The sequence below is a fragment of the Nostoc sp. genome (assembly GCF_036918015.1).
In the GTDB taxonomy this organism is placed as follows: Bacteria; Cyanobacteriota; Cyanobacteriia; order Cyanobacteriales; family Nostocaceae; genus Nostoc.
The window spans coordinates 90,912-111,564 of the sequence record NZ_JBALEO010000034.1 but is presented as its reverse complement, the minus strand read 5'-3'; the positions used below and the strand labels follow the sequence as shown (position 1 = coordinate 111,564).

Annotated in this window: 13 protein-coding genes and 1 pseudogene; 10 read left to right on the top strand and 4 right to left on the bottom strand. The window is 41.2% G+C overall.

Translation table 11 applies throughout. The features are described from left to right. The first annotated feature begins 60 nt into the window (after window positions 1-60). From hemF to hemL, 6 genes are all read left to right on the top strand, one after another. Entirely contained in the window at window positions 61-1,098 is a 1,038-nt protein-coding gene (hemF, locus tag V7K61_RS08355; protein WP_335052635.1) for an oxygen-dependent coproporphyrinogen oxidase, read from the top strand. Window positions 1,099-1,219: 121 nt separating this feature from the next. Then, window positions 1,220-2,425: an ABC exporter membrane fusion protein gene (locus V7K61_RS08350; protein ID WP_335052633.1), complete on the top strand. Its 1,206-nt coding sequence runs from the start codon at window positions 1,220-1,222 to the stop codon at window positions 2,423-2,425. A gap of 148 nt (window positions 2,426-2,573) precedes the next feature. After that, window positions 2,574-3,761: an ABC transporter permease DevC gene (gene devC, locus V7K61_RS08345; RefSeq protein ID WP_335052631.1), complete on the top strand. Its 1,188-nt coding sequence runs from the start codon at window positions 2,574-2,576 to the stop codon at window positions 3,759-3,761. A gap of 471 nt (window positions 3,762-4,232) precedes the next feature. Further along, window positions 4,233-4,988 (top strand): DevA family ABC transporter ATP-binding protein, encoded by a 756-nt coding sequence (locus V7K61_RS08340; protein WP_335052629.1) that lies wholly within the window; start codon window positions 4,233-4,235, stop codon window positions 4,986-4,988. A 68-nt stretch (window positions 4,989-5,056) separates the two neighbouring features. After that, window positions 5,057-5,626 (top strand): SOUL family heme-binding protein, encoded by a 570-nt coding sequence (locus tag V7K61_RS08335; RefSeq protein ID WP_335052627.1) that lies wholly within the window; start codon window positions 5,057-5,059, stop codon window positions 5,624-5,626. A gap of 86 nt (window positions 5,627-5,712) precedes the next feature. Beyond that, a complete protein-coding gene (gene hemL, locus V7K61_RS08330) occupies window positions 5,713-7,011 on the top strand; it encodes a glutamate-1-semialdehyde 2,1-aminomutase (RefSeq protein ID WP_442936302.1) in 1,299 nt (432 codons plus the stop codon). A 126-nt stretch (window positions 7,012-7,137) separates the two neighbouring features. Here the strand turns inward: hemL and V7K61_RS08325 are convergent, their stop codons facing one another. The 3 genes and pseudogenes from V7K61_RS08325 to V7K61_RS08315 form a co-directional block, all read right to left on the bottom strand. Further along, window positions 7,138-10,668 carry an NB-ARC domain-containing protein gene (locus tag V7K61_RS08325; protein ID WP_335052625.1) on the bottom strand — a complete coding sequence of 1,177 codons (3,531 nt, stop codon included), beginning with the start codon at window positions 10,666-10,668 and terminating at the stop codon, window positions 7,138-7,140. 110 nt (window positions 10,669-10,778) lie between these two features. After that, a pseudogene (locus V7K61_RS08320) lies at window positions 10,779-10,904 on the bottom strand (type II toxin-antitoxin system VapC family toxin); the annotation flags it as partial. Window positions 10,905-11,033: 129 nt separating this feature from the next. Then, window positions 11,034-12,287, bottom strand: coding sequence for an exonuclease SbcCD subunit D (locus tag V7K61_RS08315; RefSeq protein WP_335052623.1), 1,254 nt, complete (start codon window positions 12,285-12,287; stop codon window positions 11,034-11,036). A 238-nt stretch (window positions 12,288-12,525) separates the two neighbouring features. On the opposite strand from V7K61_RS08315, the gene V7K61_RS08310 reads away from it, so the two are divergent. The 4 genes from V7K61_RS08310 to V7K61_RS08295 all read left to right on the top strand — a co-directional run bounded on the left by V7K61_RS08310 (window position 12,526) and on the right by V7K61_RS08295 (window position 19,638). Then, window positions 12,526-16,545 (top strand): AAA domain-containing protein, encoded by a 4,020-nt coding sequence (locus V7K61_RS08310; protein WP_335052621.1) that lies wholly within the window; start codon window positions 12,526-12,528, stop codon window positions 16,543-16,545. 58 nt (window positions 16,546-16,603) lie between these two features. After that, a complete protein-coding gene (locus tag V7K61_RS08305) occupies window positions 16,604-17,146 on the top strand; it encodes a hypothetical protein (RefSeq protein WP_335052619.1) in 543 nt (180 codons plus the stop codon). A 192-nt stretch (window positions 17,147-17,338) separates the two neighbouring features. Next, complete coding sequence (locus tag V7K61_RS08300) at window positions 17,339-18,505, top strand: trypsin-like peptidase domain-containing protein (RefSeq protein WP_335052617.1); 1,167 nt, start codon at window positions 17,339-17,341, stop codon at window positions 18,503-18,505. A gap of 20 nt (window positions 18,506-18,525) precedes the next feature. Next, window positions 18,526-19,638: a hypothetical protein gene (locus V7K61_RS08295; RefSeq protein WP_335052615.1), complete on the top strand. Its 1,113-nt coding sequence runs from the start codon at window positions 18,526-18,528 to the stop codon at window positions 19,636-19,638. A gap of 112 nt (window positions 19,639-19,750) precedes the next feature. Here the strand turns inward: V7K61_RS08295 and cysH are convergent, their stop codons facing one another. Beyond that, on the bottom strand, window positions 19,751-20,476 hold the full coding sequence (cysH, locus tag V7K61_RS08290) for a phosphoadenosine phosphosulfate reductase (RefSeq protein WP_335052613.1): 726 nt from the start codon (window positions 20,474-20,476) through the stop codon (window positions 19,751-19,753). Between the last annotated feature and the right edge of the window lie 177 nt (window positions 20,477-20,653).

Below are 20,653 nucleotides of genomic sequence, written 5' to 3'. Positions count from 1 at the left end.
CAATTTATTGAATTTCCTCAAATGTTCGTTATTAGGAAATAGGAAAAATAGGTTGATCTTATGAAGACTACTTTAACTCCTCAAGCAATTCAATCCAAATCTCTACCCCCAGTTGATGCCAAGATTAGAGTCAGTCAATTGATGCGACAGTTGCAAGACGAAATCTCTCAGGGTTTGCAACAGCTAGATGGCGGAGGAACGTTTCAAGAAGATACATGGGAACGACCTGAAGGGGGCGGCGGCAGATCCCGCGTCATCCGCGACGGTGCAGTATTCGAGCAAGGTGGGGTCAACTTTTCTGAAGTCTGGGGTTCTCACCTGCCGCCTTCAATCTTGGCACAACGTCCAGAGGCGGAGGGACATCAGTTTTATGCCACCGGAACTTCAATGGTATTGCATCCGCGCAATCCTTATGTGCCAACTGTTCATCTCAACTACCGCTACTTTGAAGCTGGCCCGGTTTGGTGGTTTGGCGGCGGCATCGATCTAACGCCTTACTATCCATTTGCTGAAGATGCAGCCCATTTTCATTACACATTAAAACAGGCTTGTGACGCGCACGATCCCGAATATTATTCAGTGTTTAAACCTTGGTGCGACGAGTATTTTTATCTCAAACATCGTCAAGAAATGCGGGGCATTGGTGGGATCTTTTTTGACTATCAGGATGGTCAAGGTCAGCTTTATCGAGGCCCCGATCCTAAAGGTGCAGCAGCAGTTACCAGCGATCGCGTTGGCATACCAGCATCCCGCAATTGGGAAGAATTATTTGCATTCGTGCAGGATTGTGGTAAAGCTTTTCTACCTGCTTACACGCCAATTGTCAAGCGGCGGCAGTCAATGGAGTATGGCGATCGCGAACGTAATTTTCAATTATATCGGCGTGGACGCTACGTTGAATTCAATTTAGTTTATGATCGCGGCACGATTTTCGGACTGCAAACTAACGGACGCACCGAGTCAATTTTGATGTCTTTACCTCCATTAGTGCGTTGGGAGTACGGCTATCAACCCGAACCAAACACCCCAGAAGCCGAATTATACCAAGTATTCTTAAAGCCTCAAGATTGGGCAAGCCTGACATCGCTTCTGGTTTAACTTTTGCCGTCAAAACATAAGAAATGTCATTTGTCATTTGTCATTCGTATTTACAAAGGACAAATGACAAATGACCAAGGACAATTTTACTAAAGTCTTCACTGAAATTTGAAGGATTGACATGAATTTACAATTGCTCTCGAAACCTTCAAAGCAATGGACACTGGCTGTAGTTGTCGGTGGTACCGCCCTTACAGGAATTATCGCTTTCTACGGTATTTCTCAATCAAATTCTCAATCAAAACCAACCAGCAAACCCGTTGAAGTTGTGCAAACCAGACCAAAGATTGAGGAAATTACCGCTTTAGGACGGATAGAACCAGCAACGGAAGTCATCAAAGTATCCGTACCTGCTACCTTAAGCAACGATCGCGTCGCCCAACTACTCGTACAGCGGGGCGGTAGCGTTAAAGCAGGTCAAGCGATCGCCATTATGGATTCGCGCGATCGTTTGCAAAATGCTCTACTGGAAGCACAAGCACAAGTCAAAGTATCCCAGGCAGAGTTAGCCAAGGTGCAAGCTGGTGCAAAATCTGGAGAGATTGCCGCCCAAAAAGCTGAAATCGATCGCCTGGAAGAAGAGTTAAAGGGCGAAATAGCTACTAGAGAAGCCACCATCTCTCGCTGGCAAGCCGAAGTCAAAACTGCCAATAGTGAGTATAATCGCTATTCCTCGCTTTACCAAAACGGAGCGATTTCTGCTGTAGAAGTAGATCGAAAACAACTTGCTCTGGAAACAGCGCAAGCACAGCTTACCGAAGCGAGAGCTAACCAAAATAAGAGTGTAGATACTCTACGGCAGCAGATCGAGCAAGCTAAGGCAACCCTAAATAAGATTGCTGAGGTACGTCCGGTAGACGTGCAAGCAGCTGATGCTGAGGTTAATAAAGCGATCGCCGCAGTCAAAAAAGCTGAAGCCGATCTCGCTGAAGTTTATATTCGCGCCCCCATAGCAGGTCGCATTCTCGATATTAAGGCCAAACCCGGAGAAGTTGTTGGTGAGAAAGGCATTGCCGAACTTGGACAAACTAGCTCAATGGAAGCGATCGCAGAGATATATCAAACTGATATTGGCAAAGTTCGTGAAGGTCAACAGGTAACGATTTCGAGTGAGTCGTTCTCCCCAGAGTTACGCGGAACTGTTCGGCTCATTGGGCTACAAGTGATTCAACAAGAAGTAACTAGCGGCGAACCTGGAGAAAATCTCGATCGCAAAGTTATTGAAGTGAGAATTGCACTCGCTCCCCAAGATAGTAAACGAGTTGCGAACTTAACTAACTTGCAAGTACAGGTTGCCATTCAGGCGAATAACAATATCAACCAATAAGAGGGAACAGGCAAAATTAATACTAATTCTCAAAAATAATGCGACAAATAGACCATTTTGTAGAGACGCGATGAATCGCGTCTTCACTTCACCCAAGGATGTATTCCTTAAATTTTGAATTTATAATTTTTAATTGGAGCGTAGCGACTTGACTATCCAAACATTTATATTTGGTAAATTATTCCGCAAAACCCCACTTGCTTGGCGGCAAATGAGCCGTCAAAAGAGTCGTTTATTAGTTGCAATAGCAGGAATTGCCTTTGCTGATTTTCTGATGTTTTTTCAACTGGGAGTTAGAGATGCACTCTTTGATTCGCAAGTTACCCCTTATACCACCCTTAAAGGAGATTTATTTTTAGTCAATAAACTGTCTGATAACTTGCAATCTATCAAAAGTTTTTCCAGAAATAAGCTCTATAAAATAGCAGGTGTTAACGGTGTAAAATCCCTGGCGACGCTATATGTGGGTCAAGCATCGTGGCGAAATCCTGAAAATCGAGCTAGCCGTAAAATTTTCGTCTACGGAATCGATCCGAATCAGCCAGCATTTGACTTACCAGAACTCGATGGACAACTGAATAAACTGAAGTTATTAAATCGAGCGTTGTTTGACAGAGCCGGATTGGTTCCTCAGCTTGGGGACGTTCCTAGTTTACTGAAAAAACAGAATCCGCTTTCTGTTCAAGCTAACGATTATCAAATTCAAATAGTTGGATTATTTAAGCTCGGTTCTTCTTTTTCTGCTGACGGCAATCTAATTACTAGCGATTCTACCTTTTTGCGGCTCTTTCCCCAACGCCAAGCAAACGAAATCGATCTGGGTATTGTTGACGTAGAACCAAATGCCTCGATCGAGCAAATTCAGGCTGATTTGCGATCCAAGCTACCGGATGATTTATTAGTACTAAACCTGGCTGAATTCACTGCCCGTGAAAGTGCATATTGGTCTACAGGCTCCTCTATTGGCCCGACTTTTAACCTTGGTGTTGCAATTGGTTTTTTAGTCGGAGCAGTTATCGTTTATCAAATTCTCTATACTGATGTCTCCGATCATTTGCCAGAATATGCAACGTTAAAAGCAATGGGTTACAGCGATATATATCTGATTGGAGTTATTGTTCAAGAAGCTTTTACTTTAGCGGTTTTGGGCTTTCTTCCAGGTTTTTTGCTATCGAGTGGATTTTACATCTTTTTTCAGTCTGTGACGTTTTTACCGACTGCAATGAAACTAGCTCGTGCGGGAACTGTGCTAGTTTTGACTTTCGTCATGTGTATTGGAGCCGGAGCGATCGCTATGCAAAAGTTACGAGCAGCCGATCCGGCTGATATCTTCTAAGTTTTGAGCAATCGAGTGATGAATTTTGAGTTGAAGTTTAGAAAAATATCGCATTTCAAAACTCATAGTTTTCTAGCCCTACCAGTTTTCTAGAACCAAGCCCAAGGGAACTCCAAGAAATAAATTATCCAATATTGTGGGGTGGGCATCTTGCCACTGGTGTCAACTTAACGCGAAACCGCACGTCCGCCAGGGATTGTAAATCCCTGTCTCATAGCTAAAGTCCTCTGAAGAAGACTTTAGAGCGCAAAAATTTTCAGTCTACTTCAGTAGACTTGAGCAATTAGTCAGGGATTTACAATCCCTGGCTGGCGGGTGAACAACACCCAATCAGTACGCTATTTTTGGCTTAAGTTGACACCAGTGGCATCTTGCCCGCCCAATCAACAAAGGCGGGCGAGACGCCCACCCTACAATAAATAATTGAATATTTTTTTATTTGGAAGTCCCCAAATTTACGGTTGAACTCTCATGTTGCAAAAAATTAGTCTCGATCAAAGTTCAAAACTCAAGGTTCAAAACACTTCCCAACAACCAGTTATTTCAGTTTGCCATCTCGATTACTACTTTGGTCGGGGAGAACTCTGCAAGCAAGTCTTGTTTGATATTCATCTCGACATTTATTCTGGAGAGATTGTGATTATGACTGGGCCATCCGGTTCTGGTAAAACCACCTTACTAACACTAATAGGTGGATTGAGATCCGCTAGGGAAGGCAACCTGAAAGTTTTGGGACAGGAAATATCTGGGGCTAGTAAGCGGCAACTGATGCAAGTGCGGCGACAGATTGGTTATATTTTTCAAGCACACAATTTGTTAACTTTCTTAACTGCAAAGCAGAATGTCCGAATGTCTTTGGAATTACATGATGAGTACCTAAAGCAAGATATCGATCGGCTGGCAACGGATACTCTGAAAAGTGTTGGTTTGGGCGATCGCATCGATTATTATCCAGACAGCCTCTCTGGAGGGCAAAAGCAGCGAGTTGCGATCGCTCGTGCCCTAGTCAGTCGTCCTAAAATTGTTCTTGCCGACGAACCTACTGCTGCTCTCGATAAAAAATCGGGTCGCGATGTTGTAGATATCATGCAGCGTCTAGCTAAAGAGCAGGGTTGCACTATTTTACTCGTCACTCACGATAATCGAATTCTCGATATTGCCGATCGCATTATCCACATGGAAGATGGACGGTTAGTACAAGAAGTGGGAAAACAAGAAACTATCTGATTGTGCTAGTGAGATCGTGATTTTTGATTCTTTTAATGGCATTAATTTTAGCTATTTGTGAAAGTCTTATGAGTCAAACCGAAGAACCAAAATATTGCGTATTGCAATCTTATGATGATATTGAAATCCGGCAATACGAGCCAAAAATTGTTGCTGAAACAGTCATTCAAACTGAAAGAGATCGAGCAAACAAGGCTGCATTTTCGATTCTTGCCGCTTACATATTTGGTGAAAACACGTCTGTAACCAAAATTGCCATGACTGCGCCTGTCACGCAATCCCAGCCAAGTGAAAAAATCGCCATGACTGCGCCTGTGATTCAACAAGAAGCGGGGGAAAATGATCGGGCTACTTGGGCGGTACAGTTCGTGATGCCCTCAGAATATACGCTAGCAACGCTGCCAAAACCAAAAGACTCTCGCATTACTATCAAAGAAGTTCCCAGCAACAAAGTCGCGGCAATCCGTTTCTCCGGTCTAGCTGAGGATGAACAATTGCAAGAAAACGAAGCCAAATTATCTGCTTTTCTGGCTCGGCAAGGTATCGAGACAAAAGGTAAAGCAATTTATGCTTTCTATGACTCTCCGTTCATCTTGCCCGCATTTAGACACAATGAAGTCATGCTCGAATTGAAATAATATCTGCACATTTTGCTTGTCACTCTTAATAACTAGATTCTCGCTTTTCGCGATCGCATCAAGTCAAATATCTCAGGAGAAAAATTATGATTGCAACAACTCGCTTAAAAACCACCCAATCGGAGGAAATCTTTGCTGCTGCCCAAAAATTAATGCCAGGAGGAGTTAGTTCTCCCGTGCGGGCTTTCAAATCTGTTGGTGGACAGCCAATCGTATTCGATCGCGTCCTTGGCGCTTACATCTGGGATGTGGATGGCAATCAATATATCGATTATGTCGGCAGTTGGGGGCCAGCTATTTGCGGTCACACTCATCCTGAAGTCATTGCTGCTTTGCACGATGCCCTGCATAAAGGAACTAGCTTCGGTGCGCCCTGCTATCTAGAAAATGTACTGGCACAGATGGTAATCGATGCTGTTCCCAGTATCGAGATGGTGCGTTTTGTCAACTCCGGCACGGAAGCTTGTATGGCTGTTCTTCGTCTGATGCGAGCTTTTACGGGGCGAGAGAAAGCAATCAAGTTTGAAGGCTGCTACCACGGACACGCCGATATGTTTCTCGTTAAGGCTGGCTCTGGTATTGCCACTCTCGGCTTGCCCGATTCTCCTGGTGTGCCCAAATCCGTGACTAGCAACACGCTGACCGCTCCTTTCAACGATTTAGAAGCAGTAAAAGTATTATTCGAGCAAAATCCCGGTGAAATTGCTGGTGTAATTCTTGAACCTGTGGTTGGAAATGCAGGTTTTATTCCACCTGATGCGGGTTTTCTTGAAGGTTTGCGAAAACTGACGCAAGAGCATGGAGCGCTATTAGTATTTGATGAAGTGATGACAGGCTTTCGGATCGCTTACGGTGGAGCGCAGGAAAAGTTTGGTGTCATTCCCGACTTAACTACCTTGGGTAAGGTGATCGGTGGCGGTCTGCCAGTCGGCGCTTATGGTGGTCGCCAAGAAATTATGTCGATGGTTGCTCCAGCCGGAAACGTGTATCAAGCCGGAACGCTTTCGGGCAATCCACTGGCAATGACGGCAGGGATTAAGACGTTAGAGTTGTTGCAACGACCTGGAACTTACGAGCATCTCGATCGCATTACGAAGCGACTCGCGAACGGGATGCTGGAGATTGCTAAAGAAACAGGTCATGCTGCCTGCGGTGGTCAGATTAGCGGGATGTTTGGTTTCTTCTTTAACGAAGGCCCGGTTCGCAATTATGAGGATGCTAAGAAGTCTGACTTAAGTAAATTTGCTCGGTTCCATCGCGGTATGTTAGAATATGGAGTTTATTTAGCTCCATCTCAATTTGAAGCTGGATTTACTTCTTTAGCTCATACCGAAGCAGATATCGATCGCACCCTCGAAGCAGCCCGAACAGTCATGTCTCAGTGAACTAGTGGTCTATCGCATTAATTTTGATGGGCTGCAAGATCCCCGACTTCTTGAAAAAGTCGGGGATCTGACCACCACTAACACCTCAGAACTAATGCGATGAACCACTAGTCTAATGGTTTGAGCTTAGATAACTGCTCCTAAAGAGGTCAACGTGGCAGTTGCCGCTTCAGTTAAACCTTTAACTCCGACAATATTCATTTGCTCATAGGGCTTACTCGCTCTCATGGTTTTTAAGCATTTGCCTGCTACGATATCCCAAAGTCTAATCGTTTCATCGTCACCGCCACTAACCAAGGTTTGGTTATCTGGACTAAAGGCAACTGACCAAACCAAGCCTGTATGTCCGTGCAAAACTTTCAGGCACTCACCCGTGCAAACGTCCCACAACTTGATCGTCAGATCGTGACTCGTGCTAGCCAGTATCTTGCCATCAGGGCTAAAGGCGATCGATTGCAACCAGTTTGTGTCTGCTTGCAAAACGTTGAGGCACTCACCCGTGTGCGGATTCCACAGCCTGATTGTTCGATCTGGACTAGCACTTGCCAGAATATTACCATCAGGGGCGATCGCAATTGCCCAAATCCAACTCGTGTGTCCTGCCAACGTTCTGAGGCAGTTACCCGTGTGAATATCCCATAACTTGATCGTTTGATCCCAGGAGCCACTCGCCAATATCTCTCCTTGAGAGATGAAGGCAACTGACCAAACCGCAGCGTTATGTCCCTGTAAGGTTCTTAAGGTTCGACCTGACCGAACGTCCCATAATTTTATCGTACAGTCCTCACTGCCACTGGCGATCGTCTGGCTATCTGGACTAAAGGCAATCGACAAAACTGCTGCGCGATGTCCTTGTAAGGTTCTTAAGGTTTTACCTGAAGGAACATCCCATATTTTTAGTGTTTTATCTACACTACTGCTGACTAGGATATTTCCTTCATGATTAAAGATAACTGAATGAACCGAGTTGGAATGTCCTTTTAACACTTGGAGGCATTCACCAGTCGCGGTATCCCATAACCTCACAGTGCGATCGCGGCTGCTACTAGCAAAAATTTGACCAATGCTTGGTAAGCTAGCACTAACAGGACTAAAGGTAACAGAGAGTATTTGATTGGTATATCCTTGTAGAGTCTTGAGGCATTCACCTGTATCGACACTCCATAGCTTCACGGTTTGATCGTGTCCACCGCTAGCCAAAAGCTTACCTTGGGGACTGAAGGCAACTGCAAAGACCCAACTGAAATGTCCTTGTAGGGTCTTGAGGCATTCACCCGTATCGACACCCCATAACTTCACGGTATGATCGTGCCCACCGCTAGCCAAAAGGTCGCCTTGCGGGCTGAAGTCCACTGAAAAAACTCGATTTGAATGCCCCAGAAGTGTTTTGAGACATTCACCCGTTTGAGTTTTCCATAGCCTAATAGTTTGATCCTCGCTGCCACTTGCCAGTATCTGACCATCTGGACTGAGGGTTATTGACCGTATTCCACTATTATGATGTTTTTCAAACGTTTGCATACACTGTCCAGTCTTGATATCCCACACTTTAACAGTGCGATCGTCACTACCACTCAACAGTTGAGTATCTCCCTTAAAGATAACAGAGAGTACCCAACTAAGATGTCCCTGGAGTGTTTTGAAGCATTCTCCAGTACTGCTATTCCATAACTTCACGGTGTAGTCATCACTGCCACTTGCTAATGTGCAATTATCTTGGCTAAATGCAACCGACCAAACCTCATTTGTATGCCCTTCTAAGGTGCGAAGGCACTGACCAGTACTAACATCCCATAGCTTTATTGTGTAATCTGTGCTGCCGCTAGCGAGAATCTTACCATCAGGGCTGAACGTCAGTGATGTTACCCAACTTTTATGTCGCGTGCAGATCAAGAGTGGTTGCACATCGCTAACTTGGTACAGATGAATTTCTCCATTACTGTCACCTACCGCCAAAAGTTCTCCATCAGGACTAAAGGCTACCGCATGAATAGCACCAAAGGTTTCAGTAAACGTACACCTCACTAGATGGGCGTAAGCAAAATTCGTATTTTGCAAATTTACATCTCGTAGGTCAGCCTGCCAAATGCTTAGTCCAGAGAAATCATAGCCTGTTAAATTAGTTCCTAGCTGATTGAGTAAGTTAAGAATATTACCTGCGACATATCCCGGCTCCAAGGGGGATTTCTCTCGCTGTTTGAGTAAGATTTGAGTCAGTTCATATTCCAAGTTTTTTTTGCCTTGCAACAGTGGAATTAATCGGTTAATCGCGGCATAGAGAATGAGACGAATTTGAGTCTCTCTGATATAGTCTTTTGCAGTAGCTTTGATCAGAGCATGGCTTCTAAAAAGCGAAAATTCTTGCTTAACAATCTCCTCACAAACTTGCTCAATCAAGCGACTTGTCACATACTCCATCACGACTGGCTGTAGGGTGAAGTAGGCTGTATCTCGTTCGATGAGCGATCGCCGTCCCAAAGATTCCAGCGTTTCAATTAAATTGAGTTGGGGAAAAGGCGATACTAAATCTTCTCGTAATTTGGAGAGGGTTACTGGCTCCCGATTAATCGCTAGCCAGTACATTACATCTTTTCCCTCATCAGATAAACGCTCAAATTGCTGCTCTAATAAATCACGAAGATCGCCAAATACGCTGGTTTCCTCTTTTAAAAACTCAGAAATATGACCATCAAATAAATCTTGAATCGTAGTTGCCACAATTTTTAAGGCTAAGGCATTGCCTCCATAGCGTTTGACCAGTGCGTTAAATTGAGTTTCTAAACCCTTGAGCCTCTTACTCTTAAGAATTTCCTCTCCCTCTCCTTCTTTTAGTCCACCCAATCTCAAAGTTCGCACTGGTAAGGCTTCTCCTTCTAGAGAGGCGACCTCTTTAGGTTTTTCTCGCGTTGTGAGTAGCAAGCAACTCTGGTGGTCTGATTTACCTACTCGTTTGAGGAGTTCGCCATACTGCTCATATCCAAGGTTATATTGTCCTGCTCGACTTCCACCACGTAATACAGCATCGACATTATCGAATACGACCAAGCAGCGCATTTCTTTAAAGTAGTTAAGCAGCAGGGAAATCTTATCATTAACGCTTTCCGGCAATTCTGCCTCAGTTTCTTGCTCGTCAGACAGAAACTGAATGATGCTACCCAAGAATGTATCAATGGGTGGAGCGTCATACAGAGATCGCCAGACAATACAATCAAATTTATCCTGCATTAGTTCTGCCAATTTGATCGACAGACTAGTTTTCCCGACTCCACCCATTCCGAGAATGGTCACTAATCGACAGCGATCCTTCAGCAACCACTCATCCAGAGTACTGAGTTCTTCTGTACGTCCGTAAAATGCTAATACAGAAACAGCTTCCCCCCAATCTTGACGGCAATTGGGGTCTGAGGTCGAATAGTAGCCTTCGCATAGGCGGCTATCAAAACCAAGAAAGAGAGCCTCAAGTGTTCGCTTGTCAACTCCCTTTCTACGGTTCAAAACTTTTCTAATTGTTAGAGGGTCTAAGTTAGTGCGGTAGCTTAACTCTTCAAGAGTGAATCTCTTGCCAAAATTATCTCGAAACTCAAACTTGTGCCTTGCTTCCTCAAACTTCTGTAAACCAACAGAAGTGAGTATAACTCCGCGCTTGCGTCTTAGCATACTCAAATTCCTCTACAGACAAAGATAGATTTAGCACAGAACTTAAGTACTTTTTCACCCAATATTCTTACCCACTTATAATCCACCTGTAAATAGGGTTAGCGCATCTCACCTTTGTAAGGTTCTGAAACTACTATTGTAGATAGCATTTGGCAGAAGTAGCGATTAAATATAGGTGCTGCTTTGGGACTACCGTTCAGCAATTCAATACAAATGTTAGTATCTAAAAGATACATTAGTCTTTCTTATATTTATTGAGTCTATACCCCTTCTTTGGTAAATATGACGTTGCTGGTCAATTTCAGTAACGATATCTATTAACTTAAGTTTGGAGAGTGGAGTATAGTCAATTAATTGGCTTTATCCTACTCATTAGTTGCTGCTTCCAGCCAAACTTCCACTTCATCTGCTAGCAACTTCTGGGCTGCATCCATCATTGATGCTGCGATGTCTTTCAGGTCTTCGCGATTATTTAAGTAAGTTTTTAACGCTTCCATTGGGTCGATGCTGCTACTTGCGCTCAATTCAGGAATCCGGGGTCTGGCTAATTGACTCACTAATTCTGCTTGAATGGTGTAGGTATGAGCGGGACTTAAAGCAGTATGTAGAGAGGAACTGTCAATTAAATCTATCTGTTCAGAGCGAAGTTTGTAAATTAGCCGCACTACAGCATCTTGAATATTATATTTAGCGATCGCTTTCATTAACAACGCTTGCGGCTCGTCTGCTTTTGAGATATCCACCTCAATGGTTTGGAAAGTCCGAACTGTTAAGGGACAAAATTCCCACTCAGCGCTTCCCCGCTCCAGTTCCAGCATGACATAGCCTTTGTCTTCTTTTTCTTCGCTAAAATCTACCCGTTCAATACTGCCTGGATAAATCACCGGCGGATTGTTGGATTTATTCAGATTTTGATGACGGTGGACGTGTCCCAACGCTACATAATCAAAACAAGGTCGCGTCAGCAAAGATAGGGGTAGAGTAAAGCCTTTACCTACTGCCAAAAAGCGTTCTGCACCCAAGGTGGCATTGTCAGCCATCAAGTGAGCCAAAAGAATAGTTGGCACATCGGGGTCAAGACGGCGAACTTCCCCTTCTAGCACAACTCGTAGACGTTCCGTTAATAGTTGGTTGACTTCCGCCAAAGACAAACCTTCAGTCTCTTGGCGAGTCATCAGGGTGGAACGAGTCAGCCACGGCAGAGTAATTACTTGCACTTTGCCATTACGGGTTTCAATACAGTGCGTAGTTAATGTATCACCGACAACAAACCCTGGCACTCCCAAAGTGCGGTAAATATTTAAACTCGCCCCTCCCTGTCCTTGAGAATGTTGGTCGTGGTTGCCTACCAACAGCACTGTGGGAATATTGGCATCCATGAGACGGCGAAACTGGCTGGCAAAAGCTTGTTGTACATAAGGCGGTGGTGTAGCATCCGGGAAAGCATCGCCACCAAATATCACCATATCGACGGTATCTGTCAGCGCTCGGTCAATACATATAGACAAGGTATTGACAAAATCCTCCAATCGTGTGTTTAATCCCGTCGCCGGATTAATTCGTCCGTGGGAGAAGCCGCTTCCCATGTGGATATCGGAGAGATGGAGGATTTTAATCATATTTGTCCTTTGTTCTTTGTCTACATATTAATGACAAATAGCTATTGAGAACTATCTAAATGTCTCAAACTTACCAATTACTGACCATATCTATGCGTGTTTCTTGATATTTTTGTATATTTTATTGCAATAATTTATGAAGTTTGTACAAAATTATTCATTTTCTAAGGAATTTTACTTAAAATATTAAGTATCAGAAAAAAGTTTGTTTTGATTAACTGCTAGTAATCGGAAGTCAATGAGTAACGGCATAAATCCTGTAATTCAGCAAAAAATCAATGATTGGAGAGATAAACTTGCTGGTTCAAGTAACAGTAACCCACTACTTGACTTCCGAAAGAGCAAAAAGCCAAAAATTGAGGTTATTACACCATCTTTAATCTTATTTGAGAACCTCGCTGGATATGAATCTGAATCAATTCCCTTTAAGGAGTTGAGAACTAACCAAACTGAAGCTGACCTCATCAAGCTTCTAGATAAACTGAGTAGAGAAGCAAAAAAAACAATAGAAGAAAAGGGTTTCATTAGCCTGTTCCTAGTCCTTGCTACTTTGACCTGGTTTGATACAGCAAAGCCTCAAGAAAAAAAGGAGAAGGATAAGTTAGTATCTCCTCTGTTGCTCATTCCAGTGGAATTACAAAAGAAAGGTAAAAAGCCACCAGAATATACACTATGTTCTACTGATGAGGATATTTCCATTAACTTTCTTTTAGTAAACAAGTTACGTGACGAATTTAATATCACCTTGCCTGAAGCTGAAACACTTCAAAAATTGGGCTATGAAGGATTTATAAATGCAGTGCGTATTGCTATAGGCGAAAAGCAGGATTGGCAACTAGAAGAGACTGCTTATATTACTTTATTTGACTCTATTAAAACAGCGATGATTAAGGATCTGGAACAAAATCAGGAACTCATCGCCAATCACCCGCTTCTGCAAGGTCTTGCTCTACAAGAAGCACAAGAAAATCGTAGTGATATTAAAACTATCACAGATAAAGAACTGGATACAATCAATCCTGAATTGATATATCAGATATGTAATGCTGATTCTAGCCAGCAAGTAGTAATTGAAGCTGCAAAGGCAGGGCTTAGTTTTGTAGTCCAGGGGCCTCCAGGGACAGGAAAAAGCCAAACGATTGCCAATATAATTGCTGAACTGATAGGCAAAAACAAAACAGTTCTGCTAGTTGCAGAAAAGGAGACTGCCTTAGATGCTGTATACAAGACACTACGAGATTCTGAGCCTAGCCTTGAAGACTTATGTTTAAAACTACACCATAAAGGTACAACTACCAAGGAGTTGGTAAAAGAATTAAATCAAACTAAAATTCGTTTGTCACAAAGAAATGAAACTGAGTCACAACAGGGAAAGCGAGATATATTCTTTCAACAATTGCGTGACTGTCGGCAAAGCCTCAATAACCACACTGCAAGTTTACATCATAAGCACCAGCCAATAAACAAATCTGCTTTTGAACTTTATGGTGAATTACTCAAACTGGAACGAGAGTTAGATACGACACTCGAATTTAATACCTATAATCTTAAAGATTGGTCAGAAAAAAGATTATTGTTGGAAGCTAAAGATTTACTGAATAACCTGGGACAATTTGAGCCATTTTTTCGAGGAAGACAGAAAACTATATGGTCAAGTAGTCCCATAAGGAGATGGAATTCTGATGTTAGCAGGGACTTACGTCAGAATATTGACAACTTGCGACAAGGAATTCAACTTGCCACAATAACTACTACTCGTTTGCGGCAGTTATTAAATATAGAACCTGCTAACACTTTATTAGCTTTAGACAAGCTTCAGCCAGCGATAGCTCATCTTATTGAAGTACCTCCACGTTTTCCAAAGAATTGGTTGCGAGGAACAATATTAAATACTTTGCAACAAAATTTTGATGAACTTAAAGATGATATTGGTCAACTTCAACGTATAGGCTCAGATTTTAGTAATAAATACATCAATGAGTTTTTAAGCTGGAATTTACCAGAACTAAGGAAATTTAAGCAACGCTTTCAGAATTATAGAGGAATTTTTCGCCGGATAAGATGTGGTTACTGGCATACTCGTAGAAGCCTTATTAGCCTCCAAAAAGTAAAAAATCGAGTGACTGACCAAGAATTAATTAAAGATATTGATAATGCAATTCAGCAACGTGAAATTTGGAATAAATTGAAAGATACTACACATCAATATCATCGAGCCTTTGGTTCATTCTTTGAAGCTCAAATGCCAGACTTAGATGCTATTGAGCAAGCATTGAATTGGTTGAAAGGTCTACAAAGTCATTCACTGCCTTCAAAGGAAGTTGCAGTAGTTATCTCTTCATCCGAAAATTTGCAAGAACTTAGGACTTTATTAACAAATTTAGAGACTTCACGAAACTTGATAACAGAAGGCTTTGAATTCCTCAAACAACATTTTTACCAGGAACCAATGACAAAACCTGGTGAATTGGAAAGAAAATCTTTATATGAAGTAGAAAATTTCCTTAATAAAGCCCAACAAGAGCTAGTTTTGTTTCAACAATGCTTAGACTGCGAACAGCTAGTAGAGAAACTAGAAGATATTGGAGCTAAAGATTTTTTGTTAAAACTAAGAGAGTCTAATATTCAACCAGATTTTTGGTTTTTAGTTTTGCAAAAAGGCATTTATAAGGAATGGTTGCAATATATCTTAGATAATGCTGAATTGAGGAATTTTAACCAAAAAAGGCATGAGCAGAAATTAGAGGAATTTTCTCTGCTTGATAATGAACAATATCAAGTAGCAATACAGCGTTTGAGACAACTCCACGCTGAACGCTGGCAAAAGTGGTCTGTAGAACCAGAAGCAAGGACGCAAATACAATTACTCGAAAAACAAAACACATTAAAAAAAGGGCATAAAAAAATCCGTCAATTCATTAAAGAAGCTTCTAAACTTGTGACTACCTTAAAACCTTTTTGGCTAATGAGTCCACTTGCTGTTAGTCAATACATAGAACCGGAGGCTGTAGAGTTCGATGTAGTAATTTTCGATGAAGCTTCCCAAGTTTGTACCGAAGATGCAGTACCTTCCATTATGCGAGCAAAGCAGGTAATAGTCGTTGGTGACAATCAGCAACTACCGCCAACTTATTTCTTTAAAAGCAATGCTTCAGGTGGTGAAGATGAGGAGCAAGAAATATATGACAGCTTGCTTGATGAATCTTCGATATTTCTAGATAAAGTTAGCCTGAAGTGGCACTATCGCAGTAAACACGAGAGTTTAATTGCCTTCTCAAATCAAAATTTTTATGATTCAGAGCTTTTGACTTTCCCAAATCCAGCAAAAAATCCTAATCTAGGCGTTCATTTTAAATACGTTCCAGAGGGAATCTACACCCCAGGTGATAGTGGACAATATAATATCCGCGAAGCACAAACAGTAGCAGAACTGACAATACAGCATTGTCTGGAACATTGTCGGGAACATCAGGATCTTTCTGAACTTTCTTTAGGAATTATTACGTTAAATGAATCTCAAGCAGAAACGATTCGAGACAAACTACAGCAACTCAGTTCAAACTATCCAGACATACAAGAATTTTGTCAAGAAGATTCGCGTAATTTCTTTATTAAACCACTAGAAAGAGTTCAAGGAGACCAGCGAGAAGTAATTATTTTTAGCTTTGGGTTTGGGTTTTATGAAAATAAAGAGGATCTAAATCACAACTTTGGGCCTCTAAGTAAATCAGGAGGAAGGCGGCGGCTAAATGTGGCAATAACTCGCGCTCAAAGTAAATTTGTGTTAGTAGCTTCCATTAAAGCAGAAGATTTTCAGCCTAAAAAACCAAACGAAGAGATAACACTGTTGAAAAAGTATTTTGCCTATGCCGAAAATGGTGGTGAAAAATTAGAAACGCAGTTTGATAATAATTTTTCCGAAGATGATTTTATTTTTGAAGAGGATGTATATCAAGCTCTAACACAGCAAAGATACAGGGTGAAAAAACGGGTAGGTCGTTCAGCCTATCCCATAGACCTAGCAATAATAGATAATCGACGGCAAGAAACAGAAGAGTTGTTGTTGGGTATTGTTTGTGATGGGACTATTTATCATAATTATCCTACAGCACGGGAGCGCGATCGCCTCCGCCACGAAATTCTGAAAGGCTTGGGTTGGAACATTTACAGAATTTGGTCTAGCGAGTGGTATAGCGATAGAAACACTCAGATCAAGCTACTAGTAGAACACATAAAACATTTGCTGAATCAGGAATAGACAAAGGTGCTAGTGTAGTCTTTCAAGATGACATTGGCAGCATCCTGTAATTTTTTATATGGAATCAATAGAACTTAAAGAATTATTAAAAAATATTCAAAAGCTGCAATCGATAATGATTGCAGTTGCTACTAATTCCCAAGAGTATCGAATTCAGGATAAAGAAGACGAGTACACTGAACTTTATCAAGAAATAACATCACAAATAGAAGACCTTCAATACCAAGGATTTCCTATACAAAATCCAAACATTTTTCACTCCCTGTGGGATTGGTATAGGCACTGGAAATCTAAGTTAACTAAATCTGCTTTCCGGGGAGGTTATATTCATAACCTTTATCAAAATTTCTGCAATCAAATTGATATTGCTTTATGCAAAAATTATGTCAAAGTTACCTCACAAGAAGTTTTAGATAATGAGTTAGAACCAACACAAATTGAGGAATTAAAAGCCAAAATAGAAAAACTACAAGAAATCATGATAGAGATAGCTACTGAAAGTAATACTATTTCTTTAATTCAGTATAATGATGAAAACTACAGAAAGCTATATCAAGAAGTTTGGTTTAAAATAGAGATTTTTAGAGAAACAGGAATATAAGTCTCAAACACCAATCAGTTTCGCTCACTTTGGCAATGGTACAGTTTCTATTCAGAGCAGCTAGAGAATACAAAGACTGCACGACGTGAATATATTTATAATCTTTATGTAAATGTTGCCAAACCGATAGAAAAAGCATTAAGACAATACCGATCTCACTCAAGTTATTCCGTACAAGAATTTATTCAAGTTTTGAAAGATAGATTTAATCAAGCCACTTATAGCCAGGTTAATACAGATTCTATAATCCTAACCCCAATTTTAAGTAAAAACGTGCAAACATCTAATCTCAAATTAGATGAGAGATTTCAGCAACAAACATCAGAACCTATAGCTGATTCATTTTCTGTTACAGCTCCTCAATTTTTTGAAAATTCCTTATTTACAACTGAAAATTATACTTTAATTCTGACAAATGAGAACGTCATGAAGCCGGAAATATTTTTAGAGCAAAATGATGTTGTATATTTAGAGGATAGTCTAGAAAAATTCTTTGCTACGAAGTTTGATAATGCAATTAGTTGGAGAAGCGTATTTAGCTCATCAGGTGTTGAAGATTCGTTTATTAGACCTATAATTTTTATTACCAATCCTGTAGAATTTAGCAACAGATTAGTAGCAAAATTTAAAGATTATAAAGTATCTAATCAGCGAATAGATTATCACCCAATGGTGAAATTATTAAATTATCTACTAAATCGAAAAGAAAGTTATGAGTTTGAAGATCAAGATATAGAATTATTCACTAAATTAGCTGAACGAGGTCGGGAAAATCTCAACGCTTTAAAGGCTCGTAACACTGTTTGTAGGATCGAATCACCCAAAGGAAAGGGTATTGGTACAGCGGTATTGGTAGGTAAAAATATATTACTAACCTGCAATCACATTTTTAGCAAAACTCAAGTTAGACAAGCTTGGGTACGTTTTAACTACAATGCTGACAGCCGTCAATTAGACAATGATTTATTTGAACTAGATATGACTTTTGTCAGCTATCATAATCACCCTGACTACGCTTTAGTCAAAATAAAAGATAATCCTCAGCAACAAAAAGCTATTTTTATTAATGAAACATCTATATTAGATAGCGATCAAGATGTTCGTATTATCCATCATCCACAAGGAAACCCGGTGATAATTTCCGACTTTGGACAAATTACGCAAGTAGGAGAAGATTACATTGATCATAATGTGAAAACTGATGACGGTTCCTCTGGCGCACCAATTTTTAATCGCCAATGGGAATTGATTGCAATTCATCAAGGAAATCCCGGTATAGGACGTTCTGTGACTCCAGATTCAACAGCAGGTATTCCCATTCGTGCTTTTTGGAATCAAATTTCACAGCATTTAGCTTGATGTAACAGAGGAATAATTTCATGAGCTTTTTCCAGAGTTTATCTGAAACTTTCAGCCGTGAGGCTCCAAAATATAAAACCCTTTCGCTACCCAAACATCGAGTTGATGTAGACTACGATGAAAAACTCATTGTTGCAGGTGAAGCCTATTGTCGTATCTGGCTAGTGGAGATGCGCTTGGCTAAAGATGTAGAATGGTTTAAGCAAAGATATCCGGTGGTTCATGCTGCCGTCCGCTTCAATCACGGTGGGAAATCCGTAATAATTCCCTATCTAGCTGCACCTGGACAATTAGAAAAATCAATAGCAGATAATCTGGATAAAGTCATTCAATGCAACTATCCTCTCACATCCTTATTTCCCTTCAATGATGGATTAGTCGAGTTACAAACAGGCTTATTTAGCATAGCTAATAATGACTCCATCGGGAAATTTATTAAAACGATGGGCAGATTTTCTGAATTGCTACCTGTGGCGCAACTTTCAAGTGTTATAAAGCTAGCTGAACCAGTATATCGCGGTATTGAAGATTTACTCGATATTGGTGAGCGTCGCTTAGAACTAGGCTACCAACAAACATTTTCTGAAGCTGATGGAGGTGGTAGCAATTCCTTGAAAGCGGGTTATTTTGCTGCAATTTTGGCGCAGGATAACAAGATAAACAGCGATAATCTTTGTATTGTCAAGGATAGCCTCTGTCTTGGTTCACCTGGAACAACAAAAACTTTTGAGCGTGATGGTAAACCTCTAGAAGGCTACAGTTATATGTTGTTTCGTATAGAAAAGCGCAAACAGCAAGATTGGGAGTCATTAGAAACTATAAAAGAGCTAGTTACTCAAGCTCAAAATGCTATTTATTCAGGAGAATATGACAAAGTAAAGAAATTTATTTTACCTGCTATTGAAATAGCTATTCTCCAAAGTCCTGATGTCGTTAAAGCTGACCGACGCAATATGATCTTAAAAATTGGACAGGAATTGAAGGAACTTGGTTTGCAATCTACAAAAGTGCAAAAGCGATCGCTTTATTCAATTATGCAGCGACCTTTGCCAGAGATTGACGCAGCGAGAGGAGCTGAATTAGCTTCTCTAGAGCAGCTTTTCCAGCAAAATGGTCAAGAAACTAGCTTCTAAATTTGTTGTGTAACACTGTTATCTAACCGCAGAGGCGCAGAATAAGGAAGGTCGGGGGAAATTCTTCTTTTCTTCTATTCCCCACTCCCCACTCCCTACTTCCTACTTCCCCTTAAATATGAATTCCGCATTCTGTTTTATCACTTCCCCGCCAGCGTCCAGCGCGTTCGTCTTCACCTTCACCTACTTTGGTGGTGATGGGTTGGTCGCCGATGCTGGGATAACCTTGGTCGTGGAGGGGATTGTAGATGACTCCATGTTCAGCCACGTAAAGCCAGCTTTCTTTGCGTGTCCAGGTAGCTATAGGATTTACTTTTAGCTTACCTTTACCATCAAATTCAAATATGGGCATATTCGCACGGGTTACTGCTTGGTCACGGCGGCGTCCGGTAATCCAAGCGACGCTGTTGAGTTCGTCTAGACCTCGTAGCAGTGGTTCAATTTTTGTAATGTGGTGGAATTTGGCAATATCCTTGTCCCAGAGTTTGTCGCCGTACTTGGCTTCAAAGGCTTCACGAGTGTCTACATCTGGAGTTTTGAAAGTTTGCAAATCCAGGTTATAGATTTGTATGGCTTTTGCTACCAATTCTAGGCTTTCAGGGAAGTGGTGCAAGGTGTCAAGAAAAATTACAGGAACGGGATGCTTCAGTTCAGTGTAAAGAATATGAGTAATTATCATGTCATCCACGTTAAAGGCGCTTGTTTGCACCAGTCCCGTTGGGATATTTTCTATAGACCATGCCAGTATGTCTTTGGGAGTGGCAGTTTCAAATTGCTCGTTTAATTTGTCTAAGTCAAAAGCGATCGCTTGGTTTTTAGATGCCGTGGAGACTGTCATGATAATCTTCTATTCAAATTATTTTTACCTTGATTAAGATCGATCTTACTCCATCAAGACACGTATTCCGCTCGGAGATAAGGTAATTATTTTGTGTGGAAATTACTACATTTTGAGAATGGAGAATGAAGAGCGGGAAGAAGAAAAATACTTATATAATGCTTAGTAATAATTAAT

Bases quoted from the DNA above. Each gene is read 5' to 3' on its own strand.
- V7K61_RS08305 (WP_335052619.1), top strand. From the start codon at position 16,604: ATGGAATCAATAGAACTTAAAGAATTATTAAAAAATATTCAAAAGCTG.
- hemL (WP_442936302.1), top strand. From the start codon at position 5,713: ATGATTGCAACAACTCGCTTAAAAACCACCCAATCGGAGGAAATCTTT.
- hemF (WP_335052635.1), top strand. From the start codon at position 61: ATGAAGACTACTTTAACTCCTCAAGCAATTCAATCCAAATCTCTACCC.
- V7K61_RS08340 (WP_335052629.1), top strand. From the start codon at position 4,233: ATGTTGCAAAAAATTAGTCTCGATCAAAGTTCAAAACTCAAGGTTCAA.
- V7K61_RS08335 (WP_335052627.1), top strand. From the start codon at position 5,057: ATGAGTCAAACCGAAGAACCAAAATATTGCGTATTGCAATCTTATGAT.
- cysH (WP_335052613.1), bottom strand. From the start codon at position 20,476: ATGACAGTCTCCACGGCATCTAAAAACCAAGCGATCGCTTTTGACTTA.
- V7K61_RS08295 (WP_335052615.1), top strand. From the start codon at position 18,526: ATGAGCTTTTTCCAGAGTTTATCTGAAACTTTCAGCCGTGAGGCTCCA.
- V7K61_RS08315 (WP_335052623.1), bottom strand. From the start codon at position 12,287: ATGATTAAAATCCTCCATCTCTCCGATATCCACATGGGAAGCGGCTTC.
- V7K61_RS08325 (WP_335052625.1), bottom strand. From the start codon at position 10,668: ATGCTAAGACGCAAGCGCGGAGTTATACTCACTTCTGTTGGTTTACAG.
- V7K61_RS08310 (WP_335052621.1), top strand. From the start codon at position 12,526: ATGAGTAACGGCATAAATCCTGTAATTCAGCAAAAAATCAATGATTGG.
- V7K61_RS08350 (WP_335052633.1), top strand. From the start codon at position 1,220: ATGAATTTACAATTGCTCTCGAAACCTTCAAAGCAATGGACACTGGCT.